At 57.4% G+C, this 18,992-nt stretch carries 19 protein-coding genes; 11 read left to right on the top strand and 8 right to left on the bottom strand.

Going from position 1 to position 18,992, the window contains the following annotated elements:
- Position 1: 1 nt before the first annotated feature.
- Positions 2–1,162, bottom strand: a complete 1,161-nt coding sequence (gene metB / locus DR88_RS01795) for a cystathionine gamma-synthase (protein ID WP_004150388.1) — start codon at positions 1,160–1,162, stop codon at positions 2–4.
- Positions 1,163–1,429: 267 nt separating this feature from the next.
- Here metB and metJ point away from each other — a divergent pair, with 267 nt between their 5' ends.
- The gene (metJ, locus tag DR88_RS01800) at positions 1,430–1,747 is read left to right on the top strand and encodes a met regulon transcriptional regulator MetJ (RefSeq protein WP_002882924.1); all 318 of its coding nucleotides are present in this window, start codon (positions 1,430–1,432) and stop codon (positions 1,745–1,747) included.
- A gap of 101 nt (positions 1,748–1,848) precedes the next feature.
- Here the strand turns inward: metJ and rpmE are convergent, their stop codons facing one another.
- On the bottom strand, positions 1,849–2,061 hold the full coding sequence (gene rpmE / locus DR88_RS01805) for a 50S ribosomal protein L31 (RefSeq protein ID WP_002882922.1): 213 nt from the start codon (positions 2,059–2,061) through the stop codon (positions 1,849–1,851).
- A 252-nt stretch (positions 2,062–2,313) separates the two neighbouring features.
- Here rpmE and priA point away from each other — a divergent pair, with 252 nt between their 5' ends.
- The 7 genes from priA (at position 2,314) to rraA (ending at position 10,284) form a co-directional block, all read left to right on the top strand.
- Entirely contained in the window at positions 2,314–4,509 is a 2,196-nt protein-coding gene (gene priA, locus DR88_RS01810) for a primosomal protein N' (RefSeq protein WP_025861504.1), read from the top strand.
- A 150-nt stretch (positions 4,510–4,659) separates the two neighbouring features.
- Positions 4,660–5,688, top strand: a complete 1,029-nt coding sequence (cytR, locus tag DR88_RS01815; protein WP_002882921.1) for a DNA-binding transcriptional regulator CytR — start codon at positions 4,660–4,662, stop codon at positions 5,686–5,688.
- Between the two features lie 93 nt (positions 5,689–5,781).
- Positions 5,782–6,750, top strand: coding sequence for a cell division protein FtsN (gene ftsN, locus DR88_RS01820; RefSeq protein ID WP_002882919.1), 969 nt, complete (start codon positions 5,782–5,784; stop codon positions 6,748–6,750).
- A 91-nt stretch (positions 6,751–6,841) separates the two neighbouring features.
- Positions 6,842–7,372: an ATP-dependent protease subunit HslV gene (hslV, locus tag DR88_RS01825; protein ID WP_002882918.1), complete on the top strand. Its 531-nt coding sequence runs from the start codon at positions 6,842–6,844 to the stop codon at positions 7,370–7,372.
- A gap of 9 nt (positions 7,373–7,381) precedes the next feature.
- A complete protein-coding gene (hslU, locus tag DR88_RS01830; protein ID WP_025861501.1) occupies positions 7,382–8,716 on the top strand; it encodes an ATP-dependent protease ATPase subunit HslU in 1,335 nt (444 codons plus the stop codon).
- Between the two features lie 69 nt (positions 8,717–8,785).
- Positions 8,786–9,706, top strand: coding sequence for a 1,4-dihydroxy-2-naphthoate polyprenyltransferase (menA, locus tag DR88_RS01835; RefSeq protein WP_002882914.1), 921 nt, complete (start codon positions 8,786–8,788; stop codon positions 9,704–9,706).
- A gap of 92 nt (positions 9,707–9,798) precedes the next feature.
- Entirely contained in the window at positions 9,799–10,284 is a 486-nt protein-coding gene (gene rraA / locus DR88_RS01840; protein ID WP_002882913.1) for a ribonuclease E activity regulator RraA, read from the top strand.
- 61 nt (positions 10,285–10,345) lie between these two features.
- Here the strand turns inward: rraA and pfkA are convergent, their stop codons facing one another.
- From pfkA to cpxP, 3 genes are all read right to left on the bottom strand, one after another.
- Positions 10,346–11,308 (bottom strand): 6-phosphofructokinase, encoded by a 963-nt coding sequence (gene pfkA / locus DR88_RS01845; protein ID WP_002882911.1) that lies wholly within the window; start codon positions 11,306–11,308, stop codon positions 10,346–10,348.
- A gap of 196 nt (positions 11,309–11,504) precedes the next feature.
- Positions 11,505–12,407: a CDF family cation-efflux transporter FieF gene (fieF, locus tag DR88_RS01850; RefSeq protein ID WP_002882907.1), complete on the bottom strand. Its 903-nt coding sequence runs from the start codon at positions 12,405–12,407 to the stop codon at positions 11,505–11,507.
- 158 nt (positions 12,408–12,565) lie between these two features.
- Positions 12,566–13,069 (bottom strand): cell-envelope stress modulator CpxP, encoded by a 504-nt coding sequence (gene cpxP, locus DR88_RS01855; protein ID WP_004178004.1) that lies wholly within the window; start codon positions 13,067–13,069, stop codon positions 12,566–12,568.
- Positions 13,070–13,218: 149 nt separating this feature from the next.
- Between cpxP and cpxR the strand changes: the two genes are divergently transcribed.
- The gene (gene cpxR, locus DR88_RS01860; protein WP_002882901.1) at positions 13,219–13,917 is read left to right on the top strand and encodes an envelope stress response regulator transcription factor CpxR; all 699 of its coding nucleotides are present in this window, start codon (positions 13,219–13,221) and stop codon (positions 13,915–13,917) included.
- Positions 13,914–15,287, top strand: coding sequence for an envelope stress sensor histidine kinase CpxA (gene cpxA, locus DR88_RS01865; RefSeq protein ID WP_002882898.1), 1,374 nt, complete (start codon positions 13,914–13,916; stop codon positions 15,285–15,287). Before cpxR ends, cpxA begins: the two co-directional genes overlap by 4 nt.
- Before the next feature lie 66 nt (positions 15,288–15,353).
- Here cpxA and yiiM read toward each other — a convergent pair whose 3' ends face one another.
- Together yiiM and sodA are read right to left on the bottom strand one after the other, a co-directional pair.
- Complete coding sequence (gene yiiM, locus DR88_RS01870) at positions 15,354–16,028, bottom strand: 6-hydroxyaminopurine reductase (protein WP_002882896.1); 675 nt, start codon at positions 16,026–16,028, stop codon at positions 15,354–15,356.
- A 72-nt stretch (positions 16,029–16,100) separates the two neighbouring features.
- The gene (sodA, locus tag DR88_RS01875) at positions 16,101–16,721 is read right to left on the bottom strand and encodes a superoxide dismutase [Mn] (RefSeq protein ID WP_002882894.1); all 621 of its coding nucleotides are present in this window, start codon (positions 16,719–16,721) and stop codon (positions 16,101–16,103) included.
- A 289-nt stretch (positions 16,722–17,010) separates the two neighbouring features.
- Between sodA and rhaT the strand changes: the two genes are divergently transcribed.
- A complete protein-coding gene (gene rhaT, locus DR88_RS01880) occupies positions 17,011–18,045 on the top strand; it encodes an L-rhamnose/proton symporter RhaT (protein ID WP_025861498.1) in 1,035 nt (344 codons plus the stop codon).
- A 32-nt stretch (positions 18,046–18,077) separates the two neighbouring features.
- Here the strand turns inward: rhaT and rhaR are convergent, their stop codons facing one another.
- Entirely contained in the window at positions 18,078–18,923 is an 846-nt protein-coding gene (rhaR, locus tag DR88_RS01885; protein ID WP_002882891.1) for an HTH-type transcriptional activator RhaR, read from the bottom strand.
- Positions 18,924–18,992 lie beyond the last annotated feature (69 nt).

Below are 18,992 nucleotides of genomic sequence, written 5' to 3'. Positions count from 1 at the left end.
TTTATTCCTCGTTTGCTGCCCGGAAGCCATTTTCCAGGTCGGCAATTAAATCTTCACCATCTTCAATACCGGTCGATATACGCAGGAGCGTTTCTGAAATTCCGGCGGCGGCACGCGCTTCAGGCGCCATGCCGGCATGCGTCATCGTTGCCGCATGGGAAATCAGGCTTTCAACGCCCCCCAGCGATTCCGCCAGTGTAAACAGCGACAGCCCGCTCAGAAAACGGCGCAGCGTCTGCTCGTCACCGTCAAGTTCGAAGCTTAACATTGCGCCAAAACCTTTTTGCTGACGCGCCGCAATTTCATGCCCCTGGTTTTCCGGCAGCGATGGATGATACAGCTTTTTCACCAGCGGCTGGGTTTTCAGATACTCAACGATCGCCAGGGCATTTCGCTGCGCCACTTCCATCCGTGGAGACAGCGTCCGCAGCCCGCGCAACAGCAGATAGCTGTCGAAGGCGCTGCCGGTGACGCCAATATTATTCGCCCACCATGCCAGTTCGGTGACAGTTGCCGGATCTTTGGCAATCACCACCCCGGCCACCACATCGGAGTGACCATTGAGGTATTTGGTACAGGAATGCAGCACCAGATCGGCGCCCAGCGCCAGCGGGTTTTGCAACGCCGGGCTCAGGAAGGTGTTGTCCACCACGCTAATTGCCCCGGCCTCACGCGCCAGACCACAGATTTTCGCAATATCCACCACCCGCAGCAATGGATTACTTGGGCTTTCCACCAACACCAGCTTCGGTTTTTCCGCCAGCGCCGCCCGCAGCGCCTGCTCATCGCTTTGATCGACAAACTGGACGCGATAGCAGCCGCGCTTCGCCAGGCTGTCGAACAGACGGTAGCTGCCGCCGTAGCAGTCGTGCGGCGCCACCAGCAGATCGCCCGGTTTAAGGAACACTGTCGTCACCAGCAGGATCGCCGACATTCCGGTATTGGTCAGCACCGCGCCGGCGCCGCCCTCCAGCTCCGCTAAGGCGCGCTGCACCACATCGCGCGTCGGATTGCCACGACGGGAGTAGTCGTGGGCGCGCGGTTCATTAAAGCCGGTGAAGTTATAGGTACTGGAGAGGTGAATCGGCGGGACAACGCAACCGTACTGCTCGTCGTCATTTAAACCGCTACGCACTGCGATGGTGGCCTGTTTACGCGTCATGTTGGGAAGTTCCTGGGCTGAATCGGTGAAAAGTCAGGCTCCAGAGTAATCATTGTCACAATAGACGTCAATACATCTGGACATCTAAACTTCTTTGCGTATAGATTGAGCAAAGTGCAAATAGCCGTTAAAATTATATGCATTAGCGCACGTCGTCGGCGGCTTATCTCATGTCAGAAAGCCCGCGCATACGGTAAACTACGCGCAATTATAGCCCGGGCGGAATATTCTGGCCCTTCACTAATAAACAGAGGATTAAGGTATCTCATGGCTGAATGGAGCGGCGAATATATCAGCCCATACGCTGAGCACGGTAAGAAGAGTGAACAAGTAAAGAAAATTACGGTTTCCATTCCTCTGAAGGTGTTAAAAATCCTCACCGATGAACGCACGCGTCGTCAGGTGAATAACCTGCGTCACGCGACCAACAGCGAGCTGCTGTGCGAAGCGTTTCTGCATGCCTTTACCGGACAACCGTTGCCTAACGATGAAGACCTGCGTAAAGAGCGCAGCGATGAGATCCCGGAAGCGGCGAAAGCGATTATGCGTGAACTGGGAATCGACCCGGATACGTGGGAATACTGAGACGATAAAAAGGGCGGAATAATCTTCCGCCCTTTTTTCTTTCCCGCCCAGGCAGGCGGAAGAGACAAAAAAGCCGCCCTGAGGCGGCTTCTTCTGGCAACTTACTTGCTGCCCGGGATGCTGAAGCGCTTGTTGAAGCGGTCAACACGGCCACCGGTAGCAACATCACGCTGTTTGCCGGTGAAGAACGGGTGGCATTTGCCGCACACGTCGAGGTTCAGGTCGTGACCAACGGTGGAGCGGATTTTCATGACATTACCGCAAGAACAGGTAGCAGTAATTTCGTCGTAATTTGGGTGAATACCTTTTTTCATGGGAGAACCTCAGTTAAGGCCGCGTCGCTCTTCCAGCCCTAACGCCAGACACCACGCGATATTAGTAATTTCCCGTCGCCTTCTACGCTGCTGACAGCGTGAAGCACGCGGTAATGGTCAATCTTCAATGCGATATAAAGCGCATCAAAGGCGGCGAATCATACAGAATTTGACCAGCATATGCAAACTGATCCGCGCCGCCTTATCGTAATGTGTATACTATCCCGCCAGATTTCAAGTCAGGAAGATGACATGTCCGTCGCCCACGTTGCCCTACCCGTTCCGCTACCGCGCACTTTTGACTACCTGCTGCCTGAAGGCATGGCGGTCAAAGCGGGCTGTCGGGTGCGGGTGCCGTTCGGCAAACAGGAGCGGATCGGCATTGTCGCGGCGGTGAGCGAGCGCAGCGAACTGCCGCTGGATGAGCTAAAACCGGTCGCCGAAGCGCTGGACGACGAGCCGGTCTTCTCCACGACTGTCTGGCGACTGCTGATGTGGGCGGCTGAGTATTACCATCACCCGATCGGCGATGTGCTGTTCCATGCATTACCCGTTATGCTGCGCCAGGGCAAACCCGCCAGCGCCACGCCGCTGTGGTACTGGTTCGCCACCGAGCAGGGGCAGGTTGTCGACCTTAACGGTCTGAAACGCTCCCGGAAGCAGCAGCAGGCGCTGGCGGCGCTGCGCCAGGGCAAAATCTGGCGTCATCAGGTTGGCGAACTGGAATTCAATGAAGCGGCGCTGCAGGCGCTGCGCGGTAAAGGGCTGGCGGAGCTGACCTGCGAAGCGCCCGCCCTCACCGACTGGCGCAGCGAGTATTCGGTTGCCGGCGAACGCCTGCGCCTGAATACCGAGCAGGCCACCGCCGTCGGGGCGATCCACAGCGCCGCCGATCGTTTCTCCGCCTGGCTGCTGGCGGGTATTACCGGCTCCGGGAAAACGGAAGTCTATTTGAGCGTGCTGGAGAATGTGCTGGCGCAGGGGCGCCAGGCGCTGGTGATGGTGCCGGAGATCGGCCTGACGCCGCAAACCATCGCCCGATTTCGCCAGCGCTTTAACGCGCCGGTGGAAGTGCTGCACTCCGGGCTCAATGACAGCGAACGTCTCTCGGCCTGGCTGAAGGCGAAAAATGGCGAAGCGGCCATTGTGATCGGCACCCGCTCCTCGCTGTTTACCCCATTTAAAGATCTCGGCGTCATCGTCATCGACGAAGAGCATGACAGCTCCTACAAGCAGCAGGAAGGCTGGCGCTACCATGCCCGCGACCTGGCGGTATGGCGCGCCCATAGCGAGCAGATCCCGATAATTCTCGGCTCGGCGACGCCGGCGCTGGAGACTCTGCATAACGTCCGCCAGGGTAAATACCGCCAGTTAACCTTAAGCAAACGCGCGGGCAATGCGCGCCCGGCCCAGCAGCACGTGCTCGATCTCAAAGGGCTACCGCTGCAGGCGGGCCTGTCTCCCGCGCTGATTAGCCGTATGCGCCAGCACCTGCAAGCGGATAACCAGGTGATCCTGTTTCTTAACCGCCGCGGCTTTGCGCCAGCGCTGCTGTGCCACGATTGCGGCTGGATAGCGGAATGCCCGCGCTGCGACAGTTACTATACGTTGCACCAGGCGCAGCACCATCTGCGCTGCCACCATTGCGACAGCCAGCGCCCAATCCCGCGCCAGTGTCCTTCCTGCGGCTCCACGCATCTGGTGCCGGTAGGGATCGGCACCGAGCAGCTGGAGCAGGCCCTGGCGCCGCTGTTCCCTGAGGTGCCTATCTCGCGTATCGACCGCGATACCACCAGCCGCAAAGGAGCGCTGGAGGAGCATCTCGCCGCCGTCCATCGCGGCGGGGCGCGTATTCTGATTGGCACCCAAATGCTGGCCAAAGGGCACCACTTCCCGGACGTCACCCTCGTCTCCCTACTGGATGTCGACGGGGCGCTGTTTTCCGCTGATTTCCGCTCCGCAGAGCGTTTCGCTCAGCTTTATACCCAGGTCTCCGGACGAGCGGGCCGGGCAGGAAAACAGGGCGAGGTCATTCTTCAAACCCACCATCCGGAACACCCTCTTTTGCAGACCCTGCTGTATAAAGGCTACGACGCCTTTGCCGAACAGGCGCTGGCAGAGCGGCAGACGATGCAGCTGCCGCCGTGGACCAGCCATGTGCTGATTCGTGCGGAAGACCATAACAACCAGCAGGCGCCGCTGTTTTTACAACAGCTGCGCAATCTGCTGCAGGCCAGCCCGCTGGCCGACGAAAAGCTATGGGTGCTCGGTCCGGTTCCGGCGCTGGCGCCAAAGCGCGGCGGCCGCTGGCGCTGGCAAATATTGCTGCAGCATCCTTCGCGGGTGCGTCTGCAACATATCGTTAGCGGTACGCTGGCGCTGATCAATACGCTTCCGGAGGCGAGAAAAGTGAAGTGGGTGCTGGATGTCGATCCGATTGAAGGATAAGCCTTCTCTTGCGAGCCGGATCGAAAAATTTAACAAGCATCACGTTTTTCATGAAAATTCTGTAACTCACTGCCGCGACTATCTGATAAAAATGATGCAGCAGTTAGCGCCCAAGGGAAATGCCAGCGCCATTCAGCGAGGAGAAACCAGGTGAAGCCCAAAAAACAAGTGGTTGCCGCCACCATGAAAGACGTCGCCCTCAAGGCAAACGTTTCCACGGCAACCGTGTCCCGAGCGTTGATGAACCCTGATAAGGTGTCGCAAGCCACCCGTAACCGGGTCGAGCAGGCGGCGCTGGAAGTCGGCTATTTACCGCAGTCGCTCGGACGCAATATGAAGCGCAACGAATCGCGGACGATCCTCGTGATCGTCCCGGATATCTGCGATCCCTTCTTTAGTGAAGTGATCCGCGGTATTGAAGTCACTGCCGCCGAGCACGGCTATCTGGTGTTAATCGGCGATTGCGCCCACCAGAATCAGAAAGAAAAAACCTTTATCGACCTTATCATCACCAAGCAGATCGACGGCATGGTGCTGCTCAGCTCGCGCCTGCCGTTTGACGCCAGCGTGGAAGAGCAGCGCAATTTGCCGCCAATGGTCATGTCGAATGAGTTTGCGCCGGAGCTGGAGCTGCCCACCGTCCATATCGATAACCTGACGGCGGCCTTTAACGCGGTAAATTATCTCCACGAGCTGGGACATCAGCGTATCGGCTGTATCGCCGGCCCGGAAGATATGCCGTTGTGCCATTATCGCCTGCAGGGTTATGTGCAGGCGCTGCGCCGCAGCGGTATCACCGTCGATCCGCACTATATTGCTCGCGGCAACTTTACCTTCGAAGCCGGCGCCAATGCGCTGGAGCAGCTGCTGGCGCAGCCGGTGCCGCCCACGGCGGTCTTTTGCCATAGCGATGTGATGGCGCTGGGCGCCTTATCGCTGGCAAAACGTCGCGGTCTGAAAGTGCCGGACGACCTGTCAATTGTCGGCTTCGATAACATCGCGTTGTCTGAATTTTGCGATCCGCCGTTGACCACGGTTTCACAGCCACGGTTTGATATCGGCCGTGAAGGAATGCTGCTATTACTGGAGCAAATGCAGGGGCATAACGTGAACAGCGGCTCGCGTCTGCTCGATTGCGAACTGATTGTTCGCGGCAGTACGCAAAAAATCAGACGATAACCATCAGGCTTTCGGGCCTGCTCTTCTGGTCAAAGGCCCGCCGCTTAAGTAACATGGCGGGCTGACGAACGAATATAAGACAGCGAAACGATAGTGGCACAACGAGATTATGTACGCCGCAGCCAACCGGCTTCTTCGCGGCGCAAAAAGAGCACGACCCGAAGCTCAAGGAATAAGCAAAGCAGCCTTCCGGCGATTTCACCGGCGATGGTGGCGATCGCGGCGGCTGTGCTGGTGGCCTTTATCGGTGGCCTCTATTTCATTACGCATCATAAGAAAGAAGAAGCGGAAGCGATGCAAAATCGCCAGGCCGCCGGCAACGGCTTGCCGCCCAAACCGGAAGAGCGCTGGCGCTATATTAAAGAGCTGGAAAGCCGCCAGCCTGGCGTCCGCGCGCCGACCGAACCGACCGCCGGTGGCGAAGTCATGAAACCGGAACAGCTGACCGACGAGCAGCGCCAGCTGCTCGCCCAGATGCAGGCCGATATGCGCCAGCAGCCGACCCAGCTGACCGAAGTGCCGTGGAACGAACAAACGCCGGCGCAGCGCCAGCAGACGCTTCAGCGTCAGCGTTTAGCGCAGCAACAGCAGCAGGCGCAGCAGCAACAATGGGCGCAGACTCAGGCGCAGACCGTCCAACAGCAGCCGCCGCGCGTTCAGCAGCCGAAGCCGGTTCAGCAGCAACAGCCGAAGCAGACCGCGTCAAACCAGCAGCCGTACCAGGATCTGCTGCAGACGCCAGCGCATACCAATACCACGCAGCCGCGTACCCAGGCCGCGGCGCCGGTAACTCGGGTGGAAGAAGCGCCGAAAACCACCGCCGAGAAGAAAGACGATCGTAGCTGGATGATCCAGTGCGGCTCCTTTAAAGGCGCCGAGCAGGCCGAAACCGTCCGCGCTCAGCTGGCTTTCGAAGGGTTTGCTTCGCACATTACCACTAACAACGGCTGGAACCGCGTGGTTATTGGCCCGTTGAAAGGCAAAGAAAGCGCCAACGAGATGATCACCCGCCTGAAGATGGCTGGACACGCGAACTGCATTCGTCTCGCCGCCAGGGGTTGAAACCCTCAAAATCCCCCCCATCTATAATTGCATTCGGCCCCGCGGACAGCGCGGGGCCCCTGTTCCGCTTTTGCAACCAAGGGGTCTGCTCGTGACTACAATTGTAAGTGTTCGCCGTAACGGCCATGTTGTTATTGCCGGTGATGGCCAGGCCACGCTGGGCAACACCGTGATGAAGGGCAATGTGAAGAAAGTGCGTCGTCTGTACAACGACAAAGTGATTGCCGGTTTCGCTGGCGGCACCGCCGACGCCTTCACGCTGTTCGAACTGTTTGAACGTAAACTGGAAATGCACCAGGGCCATCTGGTGAAGGCCGCCGTTGAGCTGGCCAAAGACTGGCGAACTGACCGGATGTTGCGCAAACTGGAAGCGCTGCTGGCCGTCGCGGACGAAAACGCGTCGCTTATCATCACCGGTAACGGTGACGTGGTACAGCCGGAAAACGATTTGATTGCTATCGGCTCCGGCGGTCCTTACGCCCAGGCCGCGGCCCGCGCGCTGTTGGAAAATACCGATATGGGCGCGCGCGACATCGCCGAGAAAGCGTTGGATATTGCAGGTGATATCTGCATCTATACCAACCATTTCCACACCATCGAAGAATTACCTTCTAAAGCGTAAGGATCTCCCATGTCTGAAATGACCCCACGCGAAATTGTCAGCGAACTGGACAAACACATTATCGGTCAGGACGCCGCCAAGCGTTCTGTTGCTATCGCCCTGCGTAACCGCTGGCGTCGGATGCAGCTTAACGAAGAGCTGCGTCATGAAGTCACGCCGAAAAACATTCTGATGATCGGCCCAACCGGCGTCGGTAAAACCGAAATCGCCCGTCGTCTGGCAAAACTGGCCAACGCGCCGTTTATCAAAGTTGAAGCGACGAAGTTCACCGAAGTGGGCTATGTCGGTAAAGAAGTGGACTCCATCATCCGCGATTTGACCGATGCGGCGATCAAAATGGTTCGCATGCAGTCCATCGATAAGAACCGTTACCGCGCGGAAGAGCTGGCGGAAGAGCGCGTGCTCGACGTGCTGATCCCACCGGCGAAGAACAACTGGGGCCAGACTGAGCCGTCGCAGGAACCGTCTGCAGCGCGCCAGGCGTTCCGTAAAAAACTGCGTGAAGGCCAGCTGGACGATAAAGAGATTGAAATCGATCTCGCTGCGGCGCCGATGGGCGTTGAAATCATGTCCCCTCCGGGCATGGAAGAGATGACCAGCCAGCTGCAGTCTATGTTCCAGGACCTCGGCGGCCAGAAGCAGAAACCGCGTAAGCTGAAAATCAAAGACGCGATGAAGCTGCTGATTGAAGAAGAAGCGGCCAAACTGGTCAATCCGGAAGAGCTCAAGCAGGAAGCCATCGACGCTGTAGAGCAGCACGGTATCGTCTTTATCGACGAAATCGACAAAATCTGTAAGCGCGGCGGCAACACCTCCGGCCCGGACGTCTCCCGCGAAGGCGTACAGCGCGACCTGCTGCCGCTGGTGGAAGGCTGCACCGTCTCCACCAAACATGGGATGGTCAAGACCGACCACATCCTGTTTATCGCCTCCGGCGCATTCCAGGTGGCCAGCCCATCCGATCTGATCCCGGAACTGCAGGGGCGTCTGCCGATCCGCGTTGAGCTGAAGGCGCTGACCACCCACGACTTCGAGCGCATCCTGACCGAGCCGAATGCCTCCATCACCGTGCAGTACAAGGCGCTGATGGCGACCGAAGGAGTGAACATCGAATTCACCGAAGACGGCATCAAGCGCATCGCCCAGGCCGCATGGCAGGTAAACGAAACCACCGAGAACATCGGTGCGCGTCGCCTGCACACCGTGCTGGAGCGCCTGGTGGAAGATATCTCCTATGATGCCAGCGAGATGAACGGCCAGACCGTCACTATCGATGCCGAATATGTGAGTAAACACCTGGATGTTCTGGTGGCAGATGAAGATCTGAGCCGTTTTATCCTATAATCCGGTGCAATGCATTTTCATCACTGTTGATGGGGGCTATCGCCCCCATTTTTATTGGCTAGAATAACTATGACTGATATCAGCCGTTCACAGGCGTGGCTGGAAAGCCTGCGTCCTAAAACGTTACCGCTGGCATTTGCCGCGATTATTGTTGGCACCGTCCTTGCCTGGGAGCAGGGCCATTTTGATCCCTGGGTTGCCCTGCTGGCGCTGATCACCGCCGGCTTGCTGCAAATTCTTTCCAACCTCGCCAATGACTACGGCGACGCGGTTAAGGGGAGCGATAAACCGGATCGCATCGGGCCGCTGCGCGGGATGCAGAAAGGGGTGATTACCCCCCAGCAGATGAAGCGCGCTCTGATCGTCACCGTCGTACTCATCTGCCTGTTTGGTCTGGCGCTGCTGTGCGCCGCCTGGCAGAGCGTCGGCGATTTCATCGGCTTCCTCGCTCTGGGAGGCCTGTCTATCGTGGCCGCCATCACCTACACGGTGGGCACCCGTCCGTATGGATATATTGGTCTGGGTGATATCTCAGTACTCGTTTTCTTCGGCTGGCTGAGCGTCCTCGGCAGCTGGTATCTGCAAGCCCATAATGTGGAAGCGGCCATTTTTCTGCCGGCGACAGCCTGCGGTCTGCTGGCGACCGCCGTGCTGAACATCAATAATCTGCGCGATATCGACAGCGACCGGCAGAACGGGAAGAACACCCTCGCCGTGCGCCTGGGCCCGGTCAATGCCCGCCGCTATCATGCCTGCCTGCTGCTCGGCGCCCTGCTGTGTCTGGCGCTGTTTAACCTGCTGGCGCTGCATTCAGCCTGGGGCTGGCTGTTTATTCTCGCCACGCCGCTGCTGGTGAAACAGGCGCGCTACGTCCTGCGCGAATCCGATCCGCTGGCGATGCGGCCAATGCTCGAAAAGACGGTCAAAGGGGCCTTACTGACCAACCTGCTGTTTGTTATCGGAATTATTGCCAGTAAGCTGATGGCTTAACTGACAAATATCAATTAACAATTGATGATTTTGCCAACAATGCGATTCGCGGGATATACTAAAAACTCTCGCAGCAACTGAACGTTAAGCCTATGAAATACGATACTTCCGAGCTTTGTGACATCTACCAGGAAGATGTCAACGTCGTGGAACCGCTGTTCTCTAACTTTGGAGGACGGTCGTCGTTTGGTGGACAGATCATTACGGTTAAATGTTTCGAGGATAACGGGTTGCTCTACGATCTGCTCGAGCAGAATGGCCGTGGTCATATTCTCCTGATCGACGGCGGCGGCTCAGTACGACGCGCGTTAATTGACGCTGACCTGGCGCGTCTGGCCGTCCAGAATGAATGGGAAGGGTTGGTGGTCTATGGCGCGGTGCGCCAGGTTGACGACCTTGAGGAACTGGACATTGGTATTCAGGCGCTGGCGGCGATTCCGGTCGGCGCGGCTGGCGAAGGCATCGGCGAAAGCGACGTGCGCGTCAATTTCGGCGGGGTGACTTTCTTCTCCGGCGACCATCTGTATGCCGATAACACCGGGATGATCCTGTCGGAAGACCCGCTGGATATCGAATAAACCTTCCGCCATAAAAAAGGCCTTCTCCATGAGAAGGCCTTTTGTTTATCCGGCGCGTAACTTAGTACAGTTTCTTCGCGCAATCCAGCCAGTCGTTCTTGAACGGACGCTTCATGTTCTCGATGGCATCGATGATGTCGTGGTGCACCAGCTTCTCGTTCTGGATGCCGACGCAACGGCCGCCATGGCCCTGCAGCAGCAGCTCAATCGCATAGGCGCCCATGCGGGAAGCCAGGATGCGGTCGTAAGGAACCGGGGAACCGCCGCGCTGAATGTGGCCGAGGACGGTGGCGCGAGTTTCACGGCCAGTCTCTTTCTCGATGTAGCTTGCCAGCTCGTCAACGTCGCACATGTGCTCGGTGATGGCCACGATAGCGTGTTTTTTCCCTTTCGCGATACCGGCTTTGATTTCTGCCACCAGATCGTCACGGGTATATTCCACTTCAGGCACCATGATGAACTCACAGCCGCCGGCAATCGCCGCCGCCAGGGTCAGGTCGCCACAGTAACGGCCCATCACTTCCACCACGGAGATACGCTGGTGCGAAGAGGAGGTGTCGCGCAAACGGTCAATCGCTTCCACCACGGTGCTCAGGGCAGTAAAGAAGCCGATGGTGTAGTCAGTGCCTTTGATATCGTTGTCGATAGTGCCCGGCAGGCCGATGCATGGGAAGCCCATCTCGGTCAGGCGCATCGCCCCCATATAGGAACCGTCACCGCCGATAACCACCAGCGCGTCCAGGCCGCGCTTCTTCATGTTTTCGATAGCCACAGCGCGGATGTGTTCTTCGCGGAATTCCGGGAAGCGAGCGGAGCCCAGGAAGGTACCGCCGCGGTTGATCATGTCGGAAACGCTGTAACGGTCGAGCTGAACCATACGGTCTTCATACAATCCGAGGTAACCGTCATAGATTCCAAAAACTTCCAGACCTTCCGTTAATGCCGCGCGCACAACGCCACGAATTGCTGCGTTCATGCCCGGCGCATCACCGCCACTTGTCAACACACCGATTTTCTTAATCATGACTACCTCTGAACTTAGGAAGCAAAAAATAATTCTGTTGCCTGAAGCGCTCCCTCACCAGGAGTGCACGACGCTAATGACAATAGTATATCAAACGCCTCAAGCTGAATTGATTCAGGTCAGACCAAACGGCGGTAATTTATACAAAAAATGCCGATCTGCCCCACATTTTTACATCGAGTTTACAGACTATAACCTAACGCTCAAAAAAGCCCTGCTGCGCCGCTGGCACCACAGAGCTGGGATCCTGATGGATAATGACATCGGACCCCGGGAAACGGCGTAGAATCGCCTGCTCCACCTGGTCTGCAATCACGTGGGCTTGCACCAGCGGGAGGTTATCTTCCATTTCCAAATGAATCTGAATAAAGCGGGTCGGCCCTGACTGCCGCGTTCGTAGATCGTGCGCCCCGCGGATGCCGGGCCATGCGGTCACGATGGTGATAATGTCCTGACGCTCCTCGTCAGGCAAGGCGCGGTCGAGTAGTGACTGAACCGCCTCATAGCCCATCCGCAGCGCGCTATATAAAATATAGATGCCAATCCCCAAGGCAAACAACGCGTCGGCGCGATGCCAGCCGTACCAGGAGAGGCCCAGCGCCACCAGAATGGCGCCGTTCATCATAACATCAGACTGATAATGAAGCATATCCGCCCGCACCGCCTGGCTCTGGGTTTTTCGCACCACCCAGCGCTGGAAAGTCACCAGCGCCAGCGTACTAACGAGGGCGATCAATGTGACGACGACACCGACGCCGGCGGCCTGCAGCGGCTCCGGACGCACCAGGTGCTGAATGCCGGTGAGAAACAGGAACAGCGCCGAGCCGGAGATAAACATGCTTTGCGCCAGCGCCGCCAGCGACTCCGCTTTGCCATGACCAAAGGTATGTTCTTCATCAGCAGGCTGTAGCGAATAGCGAACCACCAGCAGGTTGGTCAGCGAGGCGGCAATGTCCACCAGCGAATCCACCAGCGCAGCCAGAATACTGACAGAACCGGTATACCACCACGCAAAAATTTTGATCAAAAGTAACGCGGAGGCCATAGCCGTCGCGGCGATAGCGGCGCGACTGACCAACCGGCCATAAGATTGATTCATATAGGCTCCTTCTCCTGCAATGCGCTTAGTATAACCCGAACTTGTGACGCTCACGGGATAGGCGAAGGAGTTGATTTACCGTAAAAAGGGCAAAAAAAACCCCCACATCATGTGGGGGAAGACAGGGATGGTGTCTATGGCAAGGAAAACAGGGTTTGTTACTGGGGTTGCAGGGTGTTGCTACTACTCGAAAGCATCATCGCTGAGCCTTTCTGCATCCTTGCAACCTCACGCAACTGATCCATACGCTGCTGGTGCTTAGCATTTAAAACCGCTTGCTGCTCTGGCGTAAGCAGGTGGTACATTTGGTTGCGAACCTTAGCCATCTCGACCTGGCGGGCAACCTGTTCCTGCGCCATCTTTTCTGCCTGAGCGCGCACAGCGTTTTCATCAAAATTTTCTGCGGTGACAAGGCGATGCATTGTCTCCATTTCGCTAACATTAACGGGGAGCCTGTCGTGGCGTGCCCGTTGCATAAGATCCCGTAACTGCTGACGTTGCTGCTCGGTTAAACTTATGCCGTCAAACATATGGCTTTGGCTACCGCGCTGTCCCCCTTCGTCTCCGGGGAGCCAGTTAACGCTGGTAACGACTTCAGCGGCCTGGCTATATGCACTTAGCGCCAGCGTTGAGGCCATGACGGCAGCGATAACATTGCGCATCACATACTCCCAAAACGTTTGTGTCGCGATTCAACGAGAGACAGTCTACGATTCAGGCTGCAAACATGCGTCAGGGGGTGTAAAACAACGTAAAGTCATGGATTAGCGGGCCTTGATGACGTAATTTCTGCCTCGGAGGTATTTAAACAATGAATAAAATCCTGTTAGTTGATGATGACCGGGAGCTCACCTCCCTGTTAAAAGAGCTGCTCGATATGGAAGGTTTTAACGTGCTGGTGGCCCATGATGGGGAACAGGCGCTGGCCCTTCTGGACGACAGCGTTGATTTATTGCTGCTCGACGTGATGATGCCGAAGAAAAACGGTATCGATACGCTGAAAGAGCTGCGTCAGACACACCAGACTCCGGTTATCATGCTAACAGCGCGCGGAAGCGAGCTGGATCGCGTTCTCGGCCTCGAGCTGGGCGCGGATGACTATTTGCCTAAGCCATTCAACGATCGCGAGCTGGTGGCCCGTATACGCGCGATTCTGCGCCGTTCCCACTGGAGCGAGCAGCAGCAGACGACCGAAGCCGGCTCACCAACCCTGGAAGTGGATGCCTTAAGCCTCAATCCGGGCCGCCAGGAAGCCAATTTCGATGGCCAGACGCTGGAGCTCACCGGCACCGAGTTCACCCTGCTCTATCTGTTAGCGCAGCATCTCGGTCAGGTAGTCTCCCGTGAGCATTTAAGCCAGGAAGTGTTAGGCAAGCGCCTGACGCCGTTCGACCGCGCCATCGATATGCATATTTCCAACCTGCGGCGTAAGCTGCCGGAGCGCAAAGATGGCCATCCGTGGTTTAAAACGCTGCGTGGCCGCGGGTATCTGATGGTTTCCGCTTCATGATTGGAAGTTTGACTGCACGCATCTTCGCCATCTTCTGGCTCACGCTGGCGCTGGTGTTGATGCTGGTGCTGATGTTGCCCAAACTGGATTCCCGGCAGATGACCGAGCTGCTGGAAAGCGAGCAGCGTCAGGGCATCATGATCGAGCAGCACGTCGAGGCCGAGCTGGCCAACGATCCGCCAAACGACCTGATGTGGTGGCGTCGTTTGTTTCGCGCCATCGATAAATGGGCGCCTCCGGGACAACGCCTGCTGCTGGTGACCAGCGAAGGCCGCGTGATCGGCGCAGAACGCAACGAAATGCAGATCATTCGTAACTTTATCGGCCAGGCCGATAACGCCGATCATCCGCAGAAAAAACGCTATGGCCGCCTGGAAATGGTGGGCCCGTTTTCCGTCCGGGACGGGGAGGATAACTATCAGCTCTATCTGATTCGTCCCGCCAGCACCTCACAATCCGACTTTATCAACCTGCTGTTTGACCGGCCGCTGCTGCTGCTGATCGTCACGATGCTGGTCAGCGCCCCGCTGCTGCTGTGGCTGGCGTGGAGCCTGGCGAAACCGGCGCGTAAGCTGAAAAATGCCGCCGATGAAGTCGCCCAGGGCAACCTGCGCCAGCATCCGGAGCTGGAAGCCGGGCCGCAGGAGTTTTTAGCCGCTGGCGCCAGTTTTAACCAGATGGTGACGGCCCTGGAGCGGATGATGACCAGCCAGCAGCGGCTACTGTCCGATATCTCGCACGAGCTGCGCACGCCGCTTACGCGCCTGCAGCTGGGCACCGCTCTGCTGCGCCGCCGCAGCGGAGAGAGCAAGGAGCTGGAGCGTATCGAAACCGAAGCGCACCGGCTGGACAGCATGATCAACGACCTGCTGGTGATGTCGCGCAATCAGGCGAAAAACGCCCTGGTCAGCGAGACGGTGAAAGCCAATCAGCTATGGAACGAAGTGTTGGACAATGCGGCGTTTGAAGCCGAGCAGATGGGGAAATCTTTCACCGTTGAGTATCCGCCGGGCCCATGGCCGCTGTACGGTAACCCCAATGCGCTGGAAAGCGCGCTGGAGAATATCGTGCGCAACGCCCTGCGCTACTCGCATACGAAAATTTCCGTCAGCTTCTCGGTGGATAAAGACGGGATTACGGTTAACGTCGATGACGACGGCCCGGGAGTCAGCCCGGAGGATCGCGAACAGATTTTCCGGCCATTCTACCGGACCGACGAGGCGCGCGACCGCGAGTCCGGCGGCACCGGCCTGGGGCTGGCGATTGTCGAAACCGCTATTCAGCAGCACCGCGGCTGGGTGAAGGCCGACGACAGCCCGCTGGGTGGTCTGCGTTTAACAATCTGGCTGCCGCTGTATAAACGAACCTGACGCCGACCCGGCCTGCGCTGTGCGGCGCTGCGCCGGGAGCATCCCGGGAATACTTAATATGGGGGGTTATTTCCCCCATAATCTCCGCGAACTATCCTCTATCTTGCCGCTTAAACGCCGTTTCTGCATCGTTCGGCTCCAGCTAACAGACAGGCCCGCTGCCGACAGTAAGCGGTGGTACTGATCATCATCAAACGGCATCTGCCAGGCAATCGCCCCGGCCTCATGAACGCTGACATCACTCAGCCGGGAAACCAGCTCGAGCGGCGCATCGCTGGAAACTTGCCCTCCGGCAATCACCCGGTACAGCCAGCCGGTTTTTCCGCTGTTTTGCATCAGCTGCGCCATATCATTGATCGCAAAATGAAAGTTGAGCTTGAAGCACGGCGATCGCGGCTGGGTGACCTGGATCAGCGCCTCGCCCCAGCGAAAAATATCGCCGATATAAACGTTTTGCTCGGTAAGCCCGGTGGTGGAGAGGTTTTCGCCGAACGCCGGCGCGCAGAACCGCTCGGCCTGCTGGGGGAAGTCACGGATCCAGTCGGCATAGTGTTCACGCGGATAATGACACAGCGCGCGGTCCGGCCCGCCGTGGATTTTCTTCTCCGCCTGCTGGTCCCCATCGAGACCGAGATCGCCGAGCTGCAATTCTCCGTCGACCTGGATTTTGTCGATCGCGCTGGGGCGACTGCCCGCGTAGTCCCTGATTTTGCCGACAAAGACATTCACCGGATAATGCATGGCTGCTCTCCTTGCTACAGATATAAAAAAAGCGAGTCATCAGACTCGCTTCTCTTTTAGCGCAATGCAACCTTATTTTTTGGCGGCAAAACGCGCTGCAGCTTCGTCCCAGTTCACTACGTCCCAGAAGGCTTTGATGTAGTCCGGGCGGCGGTTCTGGAATTTCAGGTAGTAAGCGTGTTCCCAGACGTCCAGGCCGATAATCGGGAAGCCGGAAGCGCCGGAAATGGCTTCGCCCATCAGCGGGGAATCCTGGTTGGCGGTGGAGACAACGGCCAGTTTGTCACCTTTCAGGACCAGCCACGCCCAGCCGGAGCCGAAACGGGTAGCAGCGGCTTTTTCGAATTCCGCTTTGAAGTTCTCCACGGAACCGAAATCGCGCTCGATAGCCGCTTTCAGGTCGCCCTGCAGGGTGGTACCGGTTTTCAGGCCTTTCCAGAACAGGCTGTGGTTCGCGTGGCCGCCGGCGTTGTTACGCAGTACGGTTTTTTTGTCAGCCGGCAGCTGATCCAGCTTGGTAATCAGCTCTTCAGCGGACAGGTTAGCGAACTCCGGCAGGCTTTCCAGCGCGGCGTTGGCATTGTTCACGTAGGTCTGGTGGTGTTTAGTGTGATGGATCTCCATCGTCTGCTTGTCGAAGTGCGGTTCCAGAGCATCGTAAGCGTAAGGCAGGGATGGCAGGGTATAGCTCATAATCATCTCCATTATTGTCGAGCGGCTCAAGTGTTAACGCCGCGTAAGCAGTTTGTCCATTATAGTTAATTAAATGGTATTGAAAATGCTTATCAATGCCGTATTTTTCATATGGATATAACCAGAAGAAATACCCGTCGTTTTGTGATGTAGAACAACTAATTAAGCCCATGGTTGCCAGGGTTCGCCATCCTGTGGCAACGTCCTGAAGGCGGCCAAAGCGGCCAATTTTTACACTCATCCCATCGGAAGCCGCCGTCTCCGATAAAAAAAGATGAGGATAAAATCAATGAACCACGCGATTACGATGGGTATTTTTTGGCATTTGATAGGGGCCGCCAGTGCCGCCTGTTTCTATGCCCCGTTCAAGAAAGTAAAACACTGGTCGTGGGAAACCATGTGGTCGGTCGGGGGGATCGTCTCCTGGCTGATTCTGCCCTGGGCCATCAGCGCCACGCTGTTACCCGACTTCTGGGCCTACTACCGCTCTTTTAGCGCCTCCACGCTGCTGCCGGTCTTTCTGTTCGGCGCCATGTGGGGCATTGGTAATATCAACTATGGCCTGACCATGCGCTATCTTGGCATGTCGATGGGGATTGGCATCGCCATTGGTATCACGCTGATTGTCGGCACGCTGATGACGCCGATTATTAACGGTCAGTTTGCAGTGCTGATGCACACCCAGGGCGGTCAAATGACGCTGCTCGGCGTGCTGGTGGCGGTGATTGGCGTCGGCATCGTCACCCGCGCAGGCCAGCTGAAAGAGCGCAAAATGGGCATCAAAGCCGAAGAGTTCAATCTGAAGAAAGGGCTTCTGCTGGCGGTAATGTGCGGTATCTTCTCCGCAGGGATGTCGTTCGCGATGAACGCCGCCAAACCGATGCATGATGCCGCCGCGGCGCTCGGCGTCGACCCGCTGTACGCAGCGCTGCCAAGCTACGTGGTGATTATGGGCGGCGGGGCGCTGGTTAACCTTGGCTTCTGCTTTATTCGTCTGGCGAAAGTGAAGAACCTGTCAATCAAAGCCGATTTCTCGCTGGCCAAACCGCTTATCATCAGCAACCTTCTGCTCTCCGCCCTCGGCGGTCTGATGTGGTATCTCCAGTTCTTCTTCTATGCCTGGGGCCACGCCAGCATTCCGGCGCAGTATGATTATATGAGCTGGATGCTGCACATGAGTTTCTACGTGCTGTGCGGCGGTGTGGTGGGTCTGGTGCTGAAGGAGTGGAACAATGCCGGCCGTCGTCCGGTGAGCGTCCTGAGCCTCGGCTGCGTGGTGATTATCATCGCCGCCAATATCGTCGGTCTGGGAATGGCCAGTTAATCACCGGATCATCTGCCTGACAACGACGCTCTTCAGGCGGCGGCGCGACTGCGCTGCCGCCATTGCCCCGGCGACATGCCGATTTCCCGGCTAAAAACCACCGAAAAGTAGTTACTGTCCTCAAAGCCGCACTGCATGGCGATATCGCCGATTAAGCGCTCGGTATGCTGCAGCAGATACTGCGCATGGCAGATCCGCAGCTGGCGTAAATAGTGATTGATGGTCATCCCGGTTTGCTGGCGAAACTGCTGGCGAAGCGCCCGCTCGCTGCCGCCCTCCTGCTCGCAGAAACGCTCCAGAACAAAGGGGCGGCTAAGGCTGGCCGCCAGCGCGGCCAGCAGTTTGTCCAGCAGCGCTTCGCGCTGCGTCGCCGCGGGATCATCCGTCGCGTAGCGATGGCGCTGCAGCGTCAGCGCCAGCTGGGCAAAAAGCAGTTCGGCCATCGCATTTCCCTGCGCGTCGCGCCGGGCGCACTCATGCTCAAGCTGGCTAATCACCTGGCGCGCCTGCGCCATACCGGTGCTGCCCATGCGCCAGTGGGGCTTCCACGGCGTACCGAAGAGGCCAGGGATCGCCCCGGCCCAGTCAAAATTGAGCTGCAGCCGCTCCGGGCAATAGATGATGTTCTGCAGAACCAGATCGTTAACGGAAGCATAGGAGTGTTTATCTTCGGCGCGAATGTAGAACAGATCGCCGCGGGTAATGCGCCAGGGGCGATCGTTAAGGACGTGCAGCCCGTTGCCTCGCCACACCAGCACCAGCTCGCAGAACTCATGGGTATGTTCGGCAAAGACATTTTGCGGGTAGCGGTCTGCCACCGCCACTGCCTGTGTGGCGGAAGGGAAAAACTCCTCTTTACGTAAAATCAGACCGGCCACGGCTCACACTCCAAACGCGGATAACGGCGCATTATTCGCGTTTTTAGTCTGCAATACGTTGACTCTTCT

This window comes from Klebsiella pneumoniae, assembly GCF_000742135.1.
Classification (GTDB): Bacteria; Pseudomonadota; Gammaproteobacteria; order Enterobacterales; family Enterobacteriaceae; genus Klebsiella; species Klebsiella pneumoniae.
This window is presented reverse-complemented; position numbering and strand designations above follow the sequence as displayed.